This is a genomic window from Micromonospora sp. SL4-19 (genome assembly GCF_047921475.1).
In the GTDB taxonomy this organism is placed as follows: domain Bacteria; phylum Actinomycetota; class Actinomycetes; order Mycobacteriales; family Micromonosporaceae; genus Micromonospora.
Genome location: NZ_JBLROB010000001.1, coordinates 668,009 through 684,529 on the forward strand (window position 1 = coordinate 668,009; position 16,521 = coordinate 684,529).

Sequence of the window (16,521 nt, forward strand, 5' to 3'; positions counted from 1 at the left end):
CGCTACCATTCCCGGCGACGACCCCCGGCGCCGTGTGCCGCGCGCCTTCGCCGGCCCGGCCATCCGACCGGGCCGGTGCCACGCATCCCGTTGTGAATCGTTGGGAGACACGCCATGGGCGCCGACCACACCCGTCCCGCTCCGTCCGCCCCGCCCCGGGTACGACGGATCCTCGTGGCGGCGGTGGTCCCGCTCTTCCTGGTCACGGTGGTCGCCGCGCTCGTGCTCTGGCCCCGGGACACCCGGCAGCCGGCGGGCGACGCGGACCTGCCGCGCTACCACGGCACGGTGACCCGGGTGGTGACCGAGCCCTGCCCCCCGACACCGGACACGCCGGAGGGCGGCCCGGGCGGCTCCACAGGCCCGTGCGGCACGGTGACCGTGGCCGCCGAGCAGGGCCCGGACGCCGGGCGGCAGGTCGAGGCGCCCGTCCCGGCCGGCCCCGGGGCGCCCCGGGTCGAGGTCGGCGACCGGATCGTGCTGGTCGAGCTGACGGACCCGGCCGATCCGACCACGAAGAGCTACCACATCGCCGAGCACCAGCGCGGTACGCCGCTGGTCTGGCTGGCCGTGCTGTTCGCCGTCGCCATCGTGGCGTTCGGCCGCTGGCGCGGGCTGGCCGCGCTGGGTGGTCTGGTCGCGAGCTTCGCCGTCCTGCTCGGCTTCGTGCTGCCCGGGATCGGTGCCGGCCAGCCACCGCTGCTGGTGGCGATCGTCGGCTCCGCGCTGATCATGTTCGTGGTCCTCTACCTCACCCACGGGATCAGCGCGCAGACCTCAGTGGCGGTGCTCGGCACCCTGGGGAGCCTGGTGCTGACCGGGGTCCTCGGCGCCCTGGCCACCGCGGCCACCCACCTGACCGGCTTCGGCAGTGAGGACGCCACCACGCTGTCGATGTTCCAGCAGGACGTCGACCTGCACGGGCTGCTCCTGGCCGGCATCATCATCGGCTCGCTGGGTGTGCTGGACGACGTCACCGTCACCCAGGCGGCCACGGTCACCGAGCTGGCGCACGCGAACCCCGGGCTGTCCCGCAGGCAGCTCTACCGCGCCGCCACCCGGGTGGGCCGCGCGCACATCGCCTCCACGGTCAACACCATCGTGCTGGCGTACGCGGGCGCGTCGCTGCCGCTGCTGCTCCTGCTGATCGCCGACTCGCGCCCGATGAGCGAGATCCTGACCAGCGAGTTCATGGCTCAGGAGATCGTCCGCAGCGCGGTCGGCACGATCGGTCTGATCGCCGCCGTACCGCTGACCACCGGCCTGGCCGCGCTGGTCACCACCGCCGGCCGGCGCGCGGTGGACACCGAGCCGCCGAGGCCGCCGGCTGCCCGACCGACGGTGGAACGGAACGACGCGCTGGAGGCGCTCGGCGGGGCGGTCGCCGGCCGGCACGGCCCGGAGAGGAGCACGGAGGTCACATGGTGAAACTCCGCAGCGTGACCACCGACTTCGAACGCGACACGGGTCACGCAGGGCTACGGCGGAATCGCGCTATTGGTCGGCTTCCGGACGTAGCTCGCGGCGAGTGCTCTCGGGTAACCTCACTGCCGGTCACCGCCGAAGGCGCGCTGCGGCGCCTGCGGTGCCACCGCCCAATCGCCTGCGGGCGAGCCGGGGAACCAGGTACCTGGGGTGAATCCGCGCCAGCGGTAGGGGCCACTTCCGTCCCGAACCCGGCAGCTAACCCGGTCGGCGGTCAACGGAAGGGAACTTTGTTGACGGCACCCCTGCGCCGCTGGTTGACACCTGTGGTGGCCGTGCTCGCCGCCTTCGCCATCGTCGCCGGGCCGACCCCGGCCATGGCCGCGCCCCCCAGCCCCACCCCGTCCGGGCACGAGGAGGACGACGATCCTCCGCTCATCACCGAAGCCATCAGCACCGCGAACCGCGGCTACCTCCAGGCCAAGGCGAAGCTGGAGAAGTCGAAGAAGCGCCAACTCCAACTGGCCCTCGAGATCCAGTCGGCGCGGGCCGATTACGACGCGCTGCGGCCCCAGGTCAGTCAGCTCGCCGCGCAGTCGTACCGTACCGGCCGCATCGGCGCGCTGGCCGTGCTGCTGGAGAGCCGCTCGCCCGACTCGTTCGTCCAGCGAGCCGCCGCCCTGGACGAGATGAACATGGTCAACGCGCAGAAGCTCGCCGAGATCAACGCGGCGCGGACCCGCGCGGAGCAGGCCAAGCTCGCGCTCGACGCCGAGGTACGCGAGCAGCAGAAGCAGTACAACACGATGGCCCGCGAGAAGGCCGAGGTGGAGAAGGCGCTGGCGCTGGTCGGCGGCCGTGGCTTCACCGGCGGCCTGGTCTCGGCCACCTCGCCGGTCGCCCGGATCGGTCCCGGTCGGACCGCCGACGGGGACTGGAAGCCCGAGTCACGCACTGCGAAAGACCCGACCACCTCGGGCTACATCACCCCACGCACCCTGCACGCCTACAAGGAGGTCCGACGAGCCGGCTTCAACCGCTTCGCGGGCTGCTACCGGCCCGGCGGCCCGTGGGAGCATCCCAAGGGCAGGGCCTGCGACTTCTCGTTGCAGAAGAGCGGATTCGCGCCCTGGCACAACGACGACATGCGGATGTACGGCAACAACGTCGCCGCCTTCCTCATCCGCAACGCCGACCGCCTGGGCATCTACTACGTGATCTGGAACCGGCAGATCTGGTTCCCGGCGACCGGCTGGAAGTCCTACAGCGGGCCCTCCAACCACACCGACCACGTACACATGTCGCTGCTCTAGTCGACGTGGCACGACGAGGGCCGTCCCGCGACCGCGCGGGGCGGCCCTCGTCGTCGAAGACGGGGTCAGCCGGAGACGGCCGTGGGCGGCACCTGGTTGGGCATCGTCGTGGTCGGGGTGCCGGCCGCGACCTCGGCCACCGTCCGCACCGCGCCCGCGCTGAGCCGGTACGACATGCCGACCACCCCGCACCGGCCGGCGGCCACCCGCTCGGCGAGCACGGCGGACCTGGCCAGCAGCGCCTCCACGGTCTGCGCGATGTGGATGTCGACGATCCCGTCCACGTCCGCGACGCCCTCCCGGGCGGCCCGGCGCAGGCTGGGCACGACGGCGTCCACCAGGGCACCGAGGTGCCCTGGCGGGGGCGTACCGGTGGCGGTCGCCTCGCGGGCGGCCTGCACCGCCCCGCAGGAGTCGTGGCCGAGCACCACGACCAGCGGGACGCCGAGCACGGTGACCGCGTATTCGACGCTGCCGAGCACCTCGGGGCCGACGGTGTGGCCGGCGGTCCGGACCACGAAGAGGTCGCCGAGCCCACGGTCGAAGATGATCTCGGCGGCGAGCCGGGAGTCGGAGCAGCCGACGATCACCGCGAAGGGGTGCTGGCCGTCGGCGACGGCGGTCCGATGGCCGGCATCCTGATTGGGATGACGAGGTACGCCGGTGACGAAACGGTTGTTGCCGGCGTACAGCTCGGCGAGCGCCTGTCCGGGATTGGGCGGCGTCAATGCAGTCACCTCGTCCTCGCGGGAAACGACCTGGTCAGCCCGGCCGGCGGCGGACACGGCCTCGCAAACCACCGTCACACGCAGGTCAAGATACGTCAAGATTTACGTGATATGCATTTCATGTGTTGACGGACCCCTGACCACCTCTACGCACGGCCCCGGTCGGGCGGAACCGGAGCCATCAGGCCGGGTGCAGGGGAAGCACACCCGGGGGCCATACCATGACCACCATGGCGACGACAGCGGGCGAGAACGGGAGCGGCCGGAACTGGACCTTCCTCACCAACCACGGGCACGTGCTGCTGGCCATCGCGCGCAACCCGACTGCGCGGCTGCGGGACGTGGCCGACGAGGTGGGGGTGACCGAGCGGGCCGCCCAGGCGATCGTCGCCGACCTGGAAGCCGGTGGTTACCTGCGCCGCACCCGGGTGGGGCGGCGCAACGAATACACCATCAATCCGAGCGGCCACTTCCGTCACCCGGCGGAGGCCGACCAGCAGGTCGGCGCCCTGCTGGCCCTCTTCACCGCCGAGCCGGCAACCGGGCCCGGCGTCGACGCCTGACGGCCACGCCCGAGTTGCCGATCCGTGCCGAGTGCCGACGGCGGGCCGTCCACCGTCGACCCCACGGGGCGTGCACCAACCCTCCCGTCCCCATGGGTCGGCCTCGGCGACGGTAATCTCAGCGCGTGCGCGACAGCTTGCGGCCGGACGGGACGACGGTGAGCGTCCGTGCCGGGCACCGATTCCGGTCCGTCCTCTGTGGATCCGCGGTCGCGGCGCTGCTCGGCGGCGCGCTGGCCGCGCCCGCACCCGCCGCAGCCGCGCCGAAGTGCGGCCCGGCCGGCGATTCCGCCCCCACCGAGGCACCCTGGGCGCTGGATCGGCTCGACCCCTCCGCGGCCTGGCGCGTCACCCGGGGCGAGGGCGTCACCGTGGCGGTCATCGACTCCGGCGTGTCGCCCAGCCACCCCCTGCTGCGTGGCCGGGTGCTTCCCGGCACGGACGTCAACAACCTCGCCAACTTCAACGGACAGTGCGACCTCGTCGGCCACGGCACCCTGGTCGCCGGCATCATCGCCGGCAGGGAGGGCACCGGCTCGCCGTACAGCGGGATCGCACCCGAGGCCAGGATCCTGCCGATCCGGGTGTTTGCCGACAACAAGGAGAGCTTCGACGAGTCGATCCCGGTGGAGATCGGCCAGGCGATCCGTTGGGCGACCGACCACCGGGCCGACGTGATCAATCTGTCCCTGGTGACGACGCTGGACCACCCCCAGCTCAAGAGCGCCGTCGACTACGCCGTGGGCAAGGGAGTGATCGTGGTGGCTGCCGCCGGCAACCGGCAGGAGAACCGCGAGGACCGCCCCGGATACCCCGCTGCGTACCCGGGGGTCATCGCCGTCGCCGGGATCGACGAGAACGGCGGACACGTCGGCAGTTCGATCAGCGGCGACTACGTGGACATCGCCGCGCCCGGGCTGAACATCATCGGTCCGGCACCGCAGGGGTCGGGGTATCTCGCCGAGGAGCAGGGCGGCACCAGCTTCGCCACCGCGTACGTCTCCGGGGTGGCCGCGCTGGTCCGCGCCGCCCACCCGGAGATCACCCCGAAGGAGGTCGCCTACCGGCTTACCCGGACCGCCGACAACCCGCCCGACGGGCACAACGCCGAGGTCGGGTACGGGATGGTCAACCCGTACCGGGCGGTGACCAGCCTGCTGGGGACGCGCACCGACCCGCCGCTCGGGGCGATGCCGAAGCCGGCCCCGCCGGCCGACCCGCTGGCCTGGCAACGCACCGTGGCCGTCTGGGTGGCCGTGGTCGGCGCGCTCGTGGCTGGCGGCCTGCTGGCGCTGCGGCCGATCCTGGTCCTCGGCCGCCGGCGCGGCTGGCGCCCCGGGCGTCGCCCGGCCGAGCTGGACGCCTGATCCCGCCCTGGTGCGCGGTGCCGGCGGCCATCGGCACCGGCCGCGACGGCCTCCGTAACGCACTGCGGCCCCGACCCGGCCGAGCCGGAACGGAGCCGCAGAAGGTCGGTCGGGTCAGTTGCCCCAGACCTTCGAGTTGCTCATCTCGGTGGACATGTAGTTCTCGCGGGCGATGCCGACGGCCGTGCCGATCTCGTTCAGGACCTTGTTGATGTCCCGCACGGCGGCGTCCCACTGGGCCTGGTGCTGCTGGTAGGCGACGCGGTCCTGGCCCTCCCACTCGAGCTTGGTCAGCATCGAGCGCAGCGTGTCCAGCTTCTCGTCGATGGTCCGCGAGATGGCCTGCATCTGCTGGTTGCTGCTCTCGAGAACGGCGTAGTCAACCTTGATGCTCATCAGTTCCTCCTCTGCCTGTCTTCGCGGATCACGGGTTGAGAGCAGCGTGGAACTTGTCCAGCATCTGCTGCTGCTCTTCGTCGTTGACCTGGTGCGTCGTGCCCGACTTGTCCAGCAGGTCAGCGATGTTGTCCATCGCCGTCAGCAGCTTGTTCGTGTCCTCGCTCCAACGCGTCATGAGCTGCTGGAAGCCCGTGGACGCCTGGCCCTTCCAGGCCATCGCCAGGTCGTCGACGACGTTCCACAGCTTCTTCAGCTCACCGTCGACGTCGCTGCGCGTGGACCGCACGTCACTCGCGGCGGTGTGCAGAGTCGCTGCACTGACCTCGAACGCCATGCTTCACACCCTTCCGTCATCTTGTGGCGGCGGATCCGCCGCGCCCTCCCCCGCGGCAAGGCGTACACACCCCACCGACGGACACTTCAACCGAACGGTAGCGGACGACATCCAACCTGTGCAGCCCTGCCATCCGTATCGTCGTCTCCCGGCAACCCGGGATCCACAACGCGTTTCGGGGCGGACCGTACGAGTTGGACGGCGAACCGTCCGGACTCGTCGCCCAGCCTCAGGACGGCTCCGTCCAGGCGGTCTGGATCAGCTGCTGGCCGTCCCGCCGGCGGACCAGGGTGCCCCGGCCCGGCGGCTGCGGGCTCGGGCGCAGGTTGCCGAAGACCGCACCCTCCTCCCGGCTGCCGGACATCAGCAGACCTGGCGAGTCCAGCTCGCGCAGGCGTTGCAGCACCGGCTCGTAGAGGGCGCGGGCCACGCCGCCCACCCGACGGGTGATGATCAGGTGGAGGCCGATGTCCCGGGCCTGCGGCAGCAGCTCGTGCAGCGCGCTGAGCGGGTTGTTGCCGCCGGAGGCGACCAGGTCGTAGTCGTCCACGATGATGTAGAGGTCGGGGCCCTTCCACCAGCTCCGGTCGCGCAGCTGGGCGGTGGTCACGTCCGGGCCGGGCAGCCGGTTCTGCAACGCGCTGCGGATCGAACCCAGCCCCTGGCTGAACACCTGGTTGGACGGCGCGTAGTCGAGCAGGTGGTCACCCTCCACCGCGCCCAGCAGGCCGCGGCGGTAGTCGGCGATGACCAGCCGGGCCTGGGCCGGGGTGTACCGCTCGGCGATGCCCCGGGCGATCAGCCGCAACAGGTTGGTCTTGCCGCACTCGGCGTCGCCGAACACGGTCAGGTGCGGCTCGCTCGCCAGGTCCAGATGGACCGGGGCGAGCGCCGACTCGTTGACGCCGATCGGAATTCCCGGGACCGCGCGGTCGACGACCTTCGCCAGCTCGCTGACCGGCAGCTTGCGCGGCAACAGCCGAACCTTCGGCGCCGGGCTGCCCGGCCAGTTCGCCGCGACGTGCCCGGCCAGGGCGACCGAGGCCTCGGCCAGGTCGTCGATGTCGTGCTTGCCGTCGATCCGCGAGACCGCGCTGAGGAAGTGCAGCTTGTCGTGGGTCAGACCACGGCCGGGCGTACCGACCGGCACGTTCTGCGCGGCCCGCCGGTCGATCTCCGACTCGGCCGCGTCGCCGAGCCGCAGCTCCAGCTTCGTGCCGAGCAGATCCCGCATGTTGATCCGGATCTCCGCCCACCGCACGGCCGTGACGACCACGTGTACGCCGAAACCCAGCCCCCGGTTGGCCAGGTTGGTGATGGTCTGCTCCAGCTCCTCGTACTCCTGGCGCAGGGTGTTCCAGCCGTCGACCACGAGGAAGATGTCGCCGAACGGGTCGTCGGCGAACTCCCCGGCCGCCCGGCGCCGGCGGTAGCTGGCCACCGAGTCGATGCCGTGCTGGGTGAACCGGAGCTCCCGGTCGTCGATGATCGCGACCACCTCGGCGATGGTCCGCCGGACCGCCTCGGTGTCCCGCCGGCCGGCCACCCCGGACATGTGCGGCAGCCCCTCCAGGCTGCGCAGCGCGCCGCCGCCGAAGTCGAGGCAGAAGAACTGCACCTCGCGCGGGGTGTGGGTGAGCGCCAGCGAGGCGAGCATCGAGCGCAGCATGGTGCTCTTGCCGCTCAGCGAGGCGCCGACGATCACCACGTTGCCGCCCGCGCCGGACAGGTCCACCATCATCGGGTCGCGCCGCTGCTCGTACGGGCGGTCGACGATGCCGACCGGCACGGTGAGCCGGCCCCGCCCCGGCCAGTTGGCGGTGCACAGGCCGAACGTCGGGTGCACGCTCAGCGGCGGCAGCAGCTCGCCCAGGCTCGGCGGCTCGGCCAGCGGCGGCAGCCAGACCTGGTGCGCCGCCCGGCCCCGCCCCTTGAGCCGGTCGATCAGCACGTCCAGCATGGCCACGGCCTTGCCGTCGCCCGCCTGCTCGGGCTCCGGCGTGGTCTCCGCCGGGCTCGGCAGGGCCGGCACCGGCACGTAGTCGATGCCGTACGGGACGATCCGACGCTGCACCTGCGCCCGGGTGGAGCGTTGCACCTGCCCGGGCGCCCGGTACGGCCCGGAGACGTACGCGGCCCGGAACCGGAGCATGGTGGTGGTGTCGGTCTTGAGGTAGCCGTGGCCGGGCGCGTTCGGCAGCTCGTACGCGTCCGGCACGCCGAGCACGATCCGGCTCTCCACCGCCGAGAAGGTCCGCAGACCGATCCGGTACGACAGGTGGGTGTCGAGTCCTCGGAGCTTCCCCTCCTCCAGCCGCTGGGAGGCCAGCAGCAGGTGCACGCCGAGCGACCGGCCGAGCCGACCGATCATCACGAACAGGTCGATGAAGTCCGGCTTGGCGGCGAGCAGCTCGCTGAACTCGTCGCAGATGATGAGCAGGCTGGGCATCGGTTCCAGCTGTTCGCCGGCCGCCCGGGCCTTCTCGTAGTCGTAGCGGGAGACGTAGTTTCCGGCCGCCCGGAGCACCTCCTGGCGGCGGTTCATCTCGCCGGCCAGGGCGTCGCGCATCCGGTCGACCAGCGGCAGCTCGTCGGAGAGGTTGGTGATCACCGCGCTGGTGTGCGGCAACGCGTCCAGCGAGGCGAAGGTGGCGCCACCCTTGAAGTCGACCAGGACGAAGTTCAGTTCCTCGGACGAGTGCGTCACGGCCAGCGCCCCCACGACCGTACGCAGCAGCTCGCTCTTGCCGGAGCCGGTCGCGCCGATCACCAGGCCGTGCGGGCCCATGCCCTCGTGCGCCGACTCCTTGAAGTCGAGCTCGACCACGTTGCCGTCCGGCCCGACGCCGAGCGGGATGCGCAGCCGGTCGCGGTGGCTGCGCGGCCGCCAGGTCTGTCGCACGTCCACCGCGGCCGCGTCCCCGACGCCGAGCAGGTCCGGCAGCTCCATGCTGCGGGCCAGCGGCTCCTCGGCGCTGGCCTGCTGCTGGGAGAGCCGGTAGGGGGCGATCTGCCGGGCCAGCCCCTCGGCGCCCGCCATGCTGAGCCGGTCCGGCGCTCCGAGCCGGGACGACGTGGTGCCCCGGACCAGGTCCAGCCCCTTGCCGTCGCCGGTGTCGAGGCAGAGCAGCCAGCGACCGGCGTCCCGGGGCACGGTGCCGGAGAGGTCGATCACCGTGGCGCCGAGCAGGCCCGGACCCATCAGCGCGCAGGTCGGGGAGACCTCACCCCCGTCGAGCACCACCACGAGATGCGCGGCGGTGGTGAGGGGCTTCGCCTCCGGGGCGAACCGCGGGCGGCCGTTCAGCTCGCTGGCGAGCGCCGCCTCGGCCTCGGCGAGGCTGGCGAAGACCATCCGGCGGGCGCCCCCCGCGTCCGTACGACTCGGGTGCTGGGCGTGCGGCAGCCACTTCACCCAGTCCCACACCGGCTGCCGGTCGGGCGCGGCCACCACCGCCACGATCAGGTCCTCCGGGGCGTGGAAGGTGACCAGCTGGCCCAGGGCGGCCCGGGCCAGGTCGAGCACCGGCTCCCGGTCGCCACGGAGCACGATCCGGCTGAACGCGCGCAGCGAAAGCGCGGTGGGCAGGTCCGGCACGCTGGAGTGGGCCCGGACGAACCGGCGCAGCGCGATCGCGCTCATCGGCTCCAGGTCGTCCACCGGCTTGGTCTCCGGCGGCACGATCTCGACCGCCAGCCGCTGCGGGCCGAGCGCGATCCGGGCCTCGCCGAAGTCGTCCTCGGTGATCCGCCGCTCCCACAGCCGCCGGGAGGCGGCGATCGACCAGAGCGCGTCCGGGGCCGGGTGCCGCCAGGTCATCGCGGCGCGCTGCTGCTCGGCGGCCCGCCGGGTGCGCTTGCGCATCTGGGCCAGGTAGCGCATGTAGTCGCGCCGCTGGGCGTTCAGCTCGGCCTTGTCCTTGCCGCCGTTGCCCAGGCTGCCGATCGCCATGCCCAGCATGGACACGCCGAACAGACCGCCGGCGACGTACGTCATCATGCCGCCACCACGGCCGGCGTAGAGGAAGGCCATCGCGCCGACACCGCAGAGCATCGGCAGGATCATCAGCACCTGGCCCATGCCGCGCGGCTGCTGCTCGGGCAGCTCGGGCGGGGACTCCAGCAGCACCTCGCCGCGCGGGAGCGCAGGCCCCGGTTGACGCGGAAGTCGGCGGAACACCACCGTGCTCACGGCGTCTCCTCCCCAGAAGCGGCCCTGATCGTGGTCGGCCAACTCACCCGAGTCGTCGGGTGGGCAACCCGTGCGACCGCCATCGTAGGTAATCTCCCGGAGGCGCCGTGGACCCGTGTCGGGGCGACGCCGCCGGCCGAGGTGGATCGTAGGCGAGCACGAGGAGGCCACAGTGGCGACGAAGACCGCGACCGGCGGGCTGAGCCGGATCACCATCGTGGCGCCACGGACCAGGATGGACCTGGCGCTCCCGTCGGACGTCCCGCTGGCCGATCTGCTGCCCACGCTGCTCAGGTACGCCGGTGAGGACCTCGCCGACGAGGGCGTGCGGCACGGGGGGTGGAGCCTGTCCCGGCTCGGCGGGCAGCCGTTGGACGGTGGCCGTACCGCCGCTCAGCTCGGCGTGCGGGACGGCGAGGTGCTCTACTTCAACCCGCGGGCCGCCGCCGCCCCCGAGATCGTCTTCGACGACGTGGTGGACGCCGTCGCCACGGCGACGAGCCAGCGCCCCGGCACGTGGCAGGTCGGCACCACCCGCGCGTTCGCGGTGCTCTTCACCGGGGCGGCCCTGATCGCCGGCGCGGCGGCGACGCTCTTCGCCGGTCCGCCGCAGCTGCCCGGCGCGCTGGCCGCGCTCGTGGTCGCGCTCGCCCTGGTGGTGTGCGCCGCCGTGCTGTCCCGGGCGGTCGGGGACAGCCGGACCGGCGCGGTGCTGGCCATGGGCGGCCTCGGCTTCGCCGCGATCGGCGGCCTGCTGGTCCTCGCCGGGGACCGGAAGCTGGCCGACCTGGCCAGCCCGCACGTGCTGCTGGCCGCGACCGCGGTGGTGCTCTTCGGCGCGGTCGCGGCGCTCGCCGTCGGCGACCGGCTGCCGCTGTTCCTCGGGGCGGTCGCGGTGGGCGTGGCCGTCGGTTGCGGCGCGTTGCTCTGCCTGGCCCTCGGCCTCGACGCGGCGGCCGCCGCGGCGGTGATCTCGACCCTCGCGTTCGCCGCCCTGCCGGCGCTGCCGATGATCGCCTACCGGCTGGCCCGGCTGCCGGTGCCGTCGATCCCGACCGGCCCGGACGACCTGAAGACCGACACGGAGTCGGTGGACGGCCCACGGGTGCTGCGCAACAGCGAGCGCGCCGACGCGTTCCTCACCGGCCTGCTGTGGACGGTCTCGCTGCTGGTGCTCGGCGGCCAGGTGGTGCTCGCCGGCAACGGGCGGCCGCCGGCGGTGCTGCTCTGCCTGGTCCTGGCGCTGTTGTCGCTGCTGCGGGCCCGCCCGTTCATCGGCCGCGGGCAGCGCACCCCGGTGCTCCTCACCGGCACCGTCGGCCTGGGGCTGGCCGCCGCCGCCACCTTCGGCGCCGGGGCGCTCCCGGTCCGGCTCGGGCTGATCCTCGGCGGCCTGCTGGTGGCGGCGGTGATCAGCCTGATCTACGGCCTCGCCGTGGCGGGCAAGCGGATCTCGCCGGTCTGGGGCCGCCTCCTGGACATCGTCGAGATCCTGCTGATCGTCGCCCTGGTGCCGCTGGCCGTCTGGGTGGGCGGCGCCTACGGCTGGATCGTCAACCTTCGACCGTGACCGTGCCCATCGCGGTCGCCACCGGCGCGGTGGCGTAGACACCGGGACCGTGCTGCCCGTCCAGCGGCCGGGCCGGCACGCCGGACCGGCCGGCCACGTCCCGGACGGCCTTCACCAGCGCTGCGGCGTGGCTGTCCATCGCCGCCACCCGCAGCAGCGGCGGCACCCGGCGCCCGCCGGGGAGCACCACCGCGGCGACCGTGTGCGACGGCGCGGAGGTCGCCGTGACGGCGTCCACCAGTGCACTCAGCGACCCGTTGGGCCGTACCCGCAGGGCCAGGCAGCGCTGCGTCCAGCCACCGCCGCTCAGGCTGGTCCAGCTCTCCACCGGCGACTCCGGGGCCAGGTCGAGCCCGGCTCCGGAGACCACCGCCGTGTGCAGTTCGTCCCGGCCCAGGACGCGGTGGCTGAGGCCGGCGGCGTTCAGTGCCTTGCCGAGCCGGCCGATCCCGGCGGCGACGGTACGGTGCACGCCGCGCAGGCCGCCGCCCCGGCTCACCGTCTCGGCACGGGCGTCGGAGACCGACAGCCGCAGCGCCACCCAGACGCTCCGGTGTGCCGCCGGCGGCGCGCCCGGCGCCGGGTACCAGACCAGGGTGTGCGAGGCGACCTGGGTCTGGGTGACCGGGCCGGTGAAGTCGGCGAGCACGGCGAGGGCGCGGTCCACCACCGCCGCCTCGACGGAACCGGCGGGCGCGCCGGGGCGGCCGGTGAGCGCGACCGCGGCGAACCAGCCCCGGTCGTCCTGGCCGATGCCGAGCCGGGTGCCGCGCTCGGTCAACTCGACGACGGTCAGCTCCGGGGCGAGTGCGGCCAGCCGCGGATCGCCGGCGGGCACCGCGCCCCGGGCCCGCTCGCGGCGGCGGCGCAGCCGGCGGCGGAGCACCAGGTCCTCGTACCACCAGCGGCCGCCACGGCGGGCGAAGGCGGCCACGATCGCCAGCACGGCCAGCGCGCCGACGGCGGGGAGCAGCCAGGCGGGGCCGCCGGTGGCGAACCAGGCGGCGAGCCCGGCGCACTCCAGCACCACGAGCTGGCCGACGACGACCGGGCCGAGCCGGCCGTGTCGACGCGGGTCTGCCGGGGTGACCGGTCGGTCCGCCGGGACGGCGGGGGCGGTGGCCGTACGACCGGGTGGCGCCTGGACCTGCGTCATCGGTGAGCGTCCCTTCTGGACATCCTGGGCATCCGTCGCAGCGGTGCGTCGCCGGAGGACGGGCGGGGTCCCGGTGAACCGTCGACGGACCCTTATCGTAGGGAAGCCCGCGGCGGAGTTCTGACCTGATCGTCGCGGACCCACCCCCGCCGGAGGTTAGTCATGCGGACCCGCCGCGATCAGGTGCAGGCGTACCGCTTCGTCACCCGCCGCATCGTCTCCGCACTGCTCGCCGGCGACCCGGAGACCAACGACCTGCCGATGCGGCGGCTCGGCATGGCGGTCTTCGGCAGCGTCGTCGCCGCCGCCGTCGTGCTCGGCGGCGCGGGCGCGTACGGGCAGTTCACCAAGAACTCGGCCCCGCTGGAGCCGAACACGCTGGTGATCGAGCGGGAGACCGGTGCCACGTACGTCTTCACCGACGGGTTGCTGCGTCCGACCCTCAACTACGCCTCCGCCCGGCTGATCCTCGGCGAGGCCGCCCCGCCGGTCCGGACCGTGTCCCAGGCCTCCATCAAGGACCGCCCGCGTGGCCGGGCGGTCGGCATCGTGGGCGCGCCGGGCGACGTGCCGGACCGCACGTCGCTGGTCGGCCTCCCCTGGTCGGTCTGCGACGTGCCCGACCCGACCGACCCGCGGCGCTCCACCACCCGGCTGGTGATCGACCGGCCGCTGCCGGGCGGCACTCCGCTCACCGATCAGGCGGTCCTGGTCCGGGTGAACGACGAGCGGTACCTGCTCACCGGTGGTTCCCGGCTGCGGGTGATCGGCGACGAGCAGGCGCTGGTCGCGCTGAAGATGGCGGGAGCGCCCACCCTCTCGGTGGGACAGCAGTTGCTCAACGCGGTGCCGGTCGGGCCGGCGCTGCGGAAACCGACCATCGACGGCGACGGCGGGCCCACCGGCCTGAGGCTGGGCGACCGCCCCGCCCGGATCGGCCAGGTCTACCGGGCCGCCGGCGAGTACTACGTGCTGGCCAAGCAGGGCCTGGTGTCGATCGGCGAGGTGACCGCCCTGCTGCTGCTCGGCGGCGGTGGTCAGATCACCGACATCACGCCGAACCAGGCCGGCGAACTCCTCACCGACCAACGGCTGGACGCCGAGGGCACGCTGCAGAAGCTGCCCGCCCTGCACGAGGTACGGCCCGGCCGGACCGTGCTGTGCGCCACGTACCGGTCGGGCGCGCCCGGCCAGCCGCCGATCACCACGCTGGAGGTCTTCGACCAGCCGCCGGCGGAGCTGACCGCCTCGACCGGGGTGGCCGCACGGCAGGGCCCGCGGGACGCCGTACGCACCGCCGAGAGCGTGCTGCTGCCGGGCGGCAAGGGCGTGCTGGTGCAGGCCACGGCGGGTGAGTCCGGGAAGGCGGCGGCCGGCTCCACGGTCTATCTGATCACCGCGCAGGGAGTCCGCTATCCGCTCGGCACGGCCTCGGGCGACGCGAAGACCGCTCTGGGGTACGGCGACGTGACCCCGCTGGCGGTGCCCGCGTCGCTGCTTGCCCTGGTGCCGACCGGACCGGCGCTGGAGCGGCGGGACGCCATGGCCCAGTTCGATCCGGGAGCCGGGGCCGGCTCCGCGACCATCGAGCCGAACGGCGCGGAGCCGTCCGGGACGGGGTCGGCCCAGGGCGGCTGACCGGCGGATCCGGTGTGGAACCGGCCCGACCACGGGTCGCCCGGGCTGGCTCCGGTCGACTAACCTGAACGTGGCCAATGGTTCTCGACGATGACTACGGGGATGCAGCCATGACCGGGCGCACGACAGTGGACGTACTGTCCTTGGAGGACTTCCACCAGCGGCTCGAGCGGCGCCTCAGCGAGGCCGAGTCGGTGTTGAAGAAGCTCAACACCGAGATGCAGTGCCGGCCCCCGGCGCTGGGCACGTTCACCGACGCGACCGCCAACGCCCGTCGCTACTCCGAGACGTACACGAGCTACGTCAACCACGCCGAGCGGCTGCGCCGGGCGATCGTGGCCGCCCGGAAGGCGACCGACACGATCATGAGCAACTATCGGACCGCCGAGGCGCGCAACGCGGCCGCCGCGGCCGACATCGTCGCCGCCCTCTCCGGGTTGACCGAGGCGATGAGGCCGGCGAAGGGAGAGGATCCGCGTGTCTGAATACACCCGGCGCTACGAGCACGTCAGCCACCAGGAGCTCTACCAGGGACTCACCGCGGGCGACCCGAAGCAGGTCGACGGGCTCAGCGCCCAGTGGAGTTCCCTGAAGGACACCCTGGAGGGCCTCGGCCGGGACCTGACCGGCGACCTGGAGGCGCTGGCCAAGACCTGGACGGGCGACGCCGCCCGGGTGTTCCAGCAGCGGCTGAACCTGGTCGTCGACTACTCCGGCAACCTCGCCCACGGCACGGCCGGCATCCGGCAGGCGCTCGACATGATGGCCACCGAGCTGCGCACCGCCCAGTCGAAGGCGGAGAGCCCGGAGGAGACCGACGACAACGACAAGATGGTCTCGGGCGCCGGCAAGGGCTTCCTGATCGGCGGGCTCCCGGGCGCGATGGTCGGCGGCCTCATCGGCCACCAGCAGGACAAGGCCGAGCAGGAGAAGGCGCACCAGCGGATGGTGCAGGTCGTCGCCAAGCTGGCCGAGGGTTACGACTTCTCCGCGTACGGTCGGATCGTCGTGCCCGAGCCGCCCGACGACGACCTGCCGGGCCACCCCGACCCGTCCGGCCCGCACCTGAAGGGCGGCCCGTCGGTGGGCACGCCCTCGGGCGGGCCGACCTCGGGCACCTTCGGGCCCACCGTCGGGGCCACCGTCGGGGCCACCGCGACCACGTCCGGCGTCCACCACACGGCCCCGGGCAGTGGCACGGTGGGTGACGGCACTCCCGGGCAGCCGGGCTCGGGCAGCCCCGGCACCGTCGGTTCGGTCGGCGTGGTCCCCACCAGCACCTCGCTCGCCGGCGCCGCCCCGCTGACGGGCAGCGGCCCGGCGGTCGGCCTGCCGAGCACCGGCGTCGCCGCCGGCGCCACCTCGACCGTCCCGACCGGCGGCGGGGGGCTCTACGGGCTGCCCGGCGCGATGGGCACCGGGTCGCTGGCCGGTGCGGGCACACCGACCTCCGGTCGGGTCGGCGGGATGTCCGGCGCCGAGAACCGTTCGGCGGCCGGCACCGGACGGCTCGCCTCCGGGCGGGGCGCCACCGTCGAGGTGGAGGGCCGGTCCAACGGCAACCGCGGCACGTCGGGGCGGCCCGCCATGGCCGGTCGCAACGGCGTTCTGGGCGCGCGTGGCGGGCACGACGATGACGAGTCGGACGAGCGGCTCACCTGGCTGACCGAGGACGAGATGGTCTGGGGCGACGGCCGGTCGGCCGCGCCGCCGGTGCTCGGCACCGACTGATCGCACGCTGACGGACGGCGCGGCGGCCCTACCGGGGCACCGCGCCGTTCGCGTTTCGCGCGACCGGGTATACCTAAGGCGTATACCTAGTGTGTATAGTCGCGT

The 16,521-nt window shown here is 73.3% G+C and carries 13 protein-coding genes and 1 riboswitch; of the genes, 8 read left to right on the plus strand and 5 right to left on the minus strand.

Annotation, left to right across the window (positions count from 1 at the left end; all coding sequences use genetic code 11):
* The first annotated feature begins 114 nt into the window (after positions 1–114).
* Both ACNAVT_RS03075 and ACNAVT_RS03080 read left to right on the plus strand, forming a co-directional pair.
* Entirely contained in the window at positions 115–1,428 is a 1,314-nt protein-coding gene (locus ACNAVT_RS03075) for a YibE/F family protein (protein ID WP_416292561.1), read from the plus strand.
* 154 nt (positions 1,429–1,582) lie between these two features.
* A riboswitch (cyclic di-AMP (ydaO/yuaA leader) is annotated at positions 1,583–1,713 on the plus strand.
* Positions 1,714–1,718: 5 nt separating this feature from the next.
* Positions 1,719–2,738: a coiled-coil domain-containing protein gene (locus ACNAVT_RS03080; protein WP_416292562.1), complete on the plus strand. Its 1,020-nt coding sequence runs from the start codon at positions 1,719–1,721 to the stop codon at positions 2,736–2,738.
* Positions 2,739–2,803: 65 nt separating this feature from the next.
* Here ACNAVT_RS03080 and ACNAVT_RS03085 read toward each other — a convergent pair whose 3' ends face one another.
* Positions 2,804–3,466 carry a carbonic anhydrase gene (locus tag ACNAVT_RS03085; protein WP_416292853.1) on the minus strand — a complete coding sequence of 221 codons (663 nt, stop codon included), beginning with the start codon at positions 3,464–3,466 and terminating at the stop codon, positions 2,804–2,806.
* A 221-nt stretch (positions 3,467–3,687) separates the two neighbouring features.
* On the opposite strand from ACNAVT_RS03085, the gene ACNAVT_RS03090 reads away from it, so the two are divergent.
* Together ACNAVT_RS03090 and mycP are read left to right on the plus strand one after the other, a co-directional pair.
* A complete protein-coding gene (locus tag ACNAVT_RS03090) occupies positions 3,688–4,029 on the plus strand; it encodes a helix-turn-helix transcriptional regulator (protein ID WP_416292564.1) in 342 nt (113 codons plus the stop codon).
* A gap of 125 nt (positions 4,030–4,154) precedes the next feature.
* A complete protein-coding gene (gene mycP / locus ACNAVT_RS03095; protein WP_416292566.1) occupies positions 4,155–5,396 on the plus strand; it encodes a type VII secretion-associated serine protease mycosin in 1,242 nt (413 codons plus the stop codon).
* 114 nt (positions 5,397–5,510) lie between these two features.
* Here the strand turns inward: mycP and ACNAVT_RS03100 are convergent, their stop codons facing one another.
* The 3 genes from ACNAVT_RS03100 to eccCa all read right to left on the minus strand — a co-directional run bounded on the left by ACNAVT_RS03100 (position 5,511) and on the right by eccCa (position 10,321).
* Entirely contained in the window at positions 5,511–5,792 is a 282-nt protein-coding gene (locus ACNAVT_RS03100) for a WXG100 family type VII secretion target (protein ID WP_416292567.1), read from the minus strand.
* A 28-nt stretch (positions 5,793–5,820) separates the two neighbouring features.
* Positions 5,821–6,129 (minus strand): WXG100 family type VII secretion target, encoded by a 309-nt coding sequence (locus tag ACNAVT_RS03105; protein ID WP_416292569.1) that lies wholly within the window; start codon positions 6,127–6,129, stop codon positions 5,821–5,823.
* 229 nt (positions 6,130–6,358) lie between these two features.
* A complete protein-coding gene (gene eccCa, locus ACNAVT_RS03110; protein ID WP_416292571.1) occupies positions 6,359–10,321 on the minus strand; it encodes a type VII secretion protein EccCa in 3,963 nt (1,320 codons plus the stop codon).
* A 172-nt stretch (positions 10,322–10,493) separates the two neighbouring features.
* Between eccCa and eccD the strand changes: the two genes are divergently transcribed.
* On the plus strand, positions 10,494–11,891 hold the full coding sequence (gene eccD, locus ACNAVT_RS03115; protein WP_416292573.1) for a type VII secretion integral membrane protein EccD: 1,398 nt from the start codon (positions 10,494–10,496) through the stop codon (positions 11,889–11,891).
* Here the strand turns inward: eccD and ACNAVT_RS03120 are convergent.
* On the minus strand, positions 11,875–13,047 hold the full coding sequence (locus ACNAVT_RS03120; RefSeq protein WP_416292575.1) for a type VII secretion protein EccE: 1,173 nt from the start codon (positions 13,045–13,047) through the stop codon (positions 11,875–11,877). The two genes, eccD and ACNAVT_RS03120, sit on opposite strands and share 17 nt — an antisense overlap.
* A 162-nt stretch (positions 13,048–13,209) precedes the next feature.
* On the opposite strand from ACNAVT_RS03120, the gene eccB reads away from it, so the two are divergent.
* From eccB to ACNAVT_RS03135, 3 genes are all read left to right on the plus strand, one after another.
* Complete coding sequence (gene eccB, locus ACNAVT_RS03125; RefSeq protein ID WP_416292577.1) at positions 13,210–14,685, plus strand: type VII secretion protein EccB; 1,476 nt, start codon at positions 13,210–13,212, stop codon at positions 14,683–14,685.
* A 110-nt stretch (positions 14,686–14,795) separates the two neighbouring features.
* Positions 14,796–15,170, plus strand: a complete 375-nt coding sequence (locus ACNAVT_RS03130) for a hypothetical protein (protein WP_416292579.1) — start codon at positions 14,796–14,798, stop codon at positions 15,168–15,170.
* Entirely contained in the window at positions 15,163–16,416 is a 1,254-nt protein-coding gene (locus ACNAVT_RS03135; protein WP_416292581.1) for a WXG100 family type VII secretion target, read from the plus strand. Before ACNAVT_RS03130 ends, ACNAVT_RS03135 begins: the two co-directional genes overlap by 8 nt.
* Positions 16,417–16,521 lie beyond the last annotated feature (105 nt).

Bases quoted from the DNA above. Each gene is read 5' to 3' on its own strand.
- ACNAVT_RS03090 (WP_416292564.1), top strand. From the start codon at position 3,688: ATGACCACCATGGCGACGACAGCGGGCGAGAACGGGAGCGGCCGGAAC.
- ACNAVT_RS03100 (WP_416292567.1), bottom strand. From the start codon at position 5,792: ATGAGCATCAAGGTTGACTACGCCGTTCTCGAGAGCAGCAACCAGCAG.
- ACNAVT_RS03075 (WP_416292561.1), top strand. From the start codon at position 115: ATGGGCGCCGACCACACCCGTCCCGCTCCGTCCGCCCCGCCCCGGGTA.
- eccB (WP_416292577.1), top strand. From the start codon at position 13,210: ATGCGGACCCGCCGCGATCAGGTGCAGGCGTACCGCTTCGTCACCCGC.
- ACNAVT_RS03120 (WP_416292575.1), bottom strand. From the start codon at position 13,047: ATGACGCAGGTCCAGGCGCCACCCGGTCGTACGGCCACCGCCCCCGCC.
- ACNAVT_RS03105 (WP_416292569.1), bottom strand. From the start codon at position 6,129: ATGGCGTTCGAGGTCAGTGCAGCGACTCTGCACACCGCCGCGAGTGAC.
- ACNAVT_RS03130 (WP_416292579.1), top strand. From the start codon at position 14,796: ATGACCGGGCGCACGACAGTGGACGTACTGTCCTTGGAGGACTTCCAC.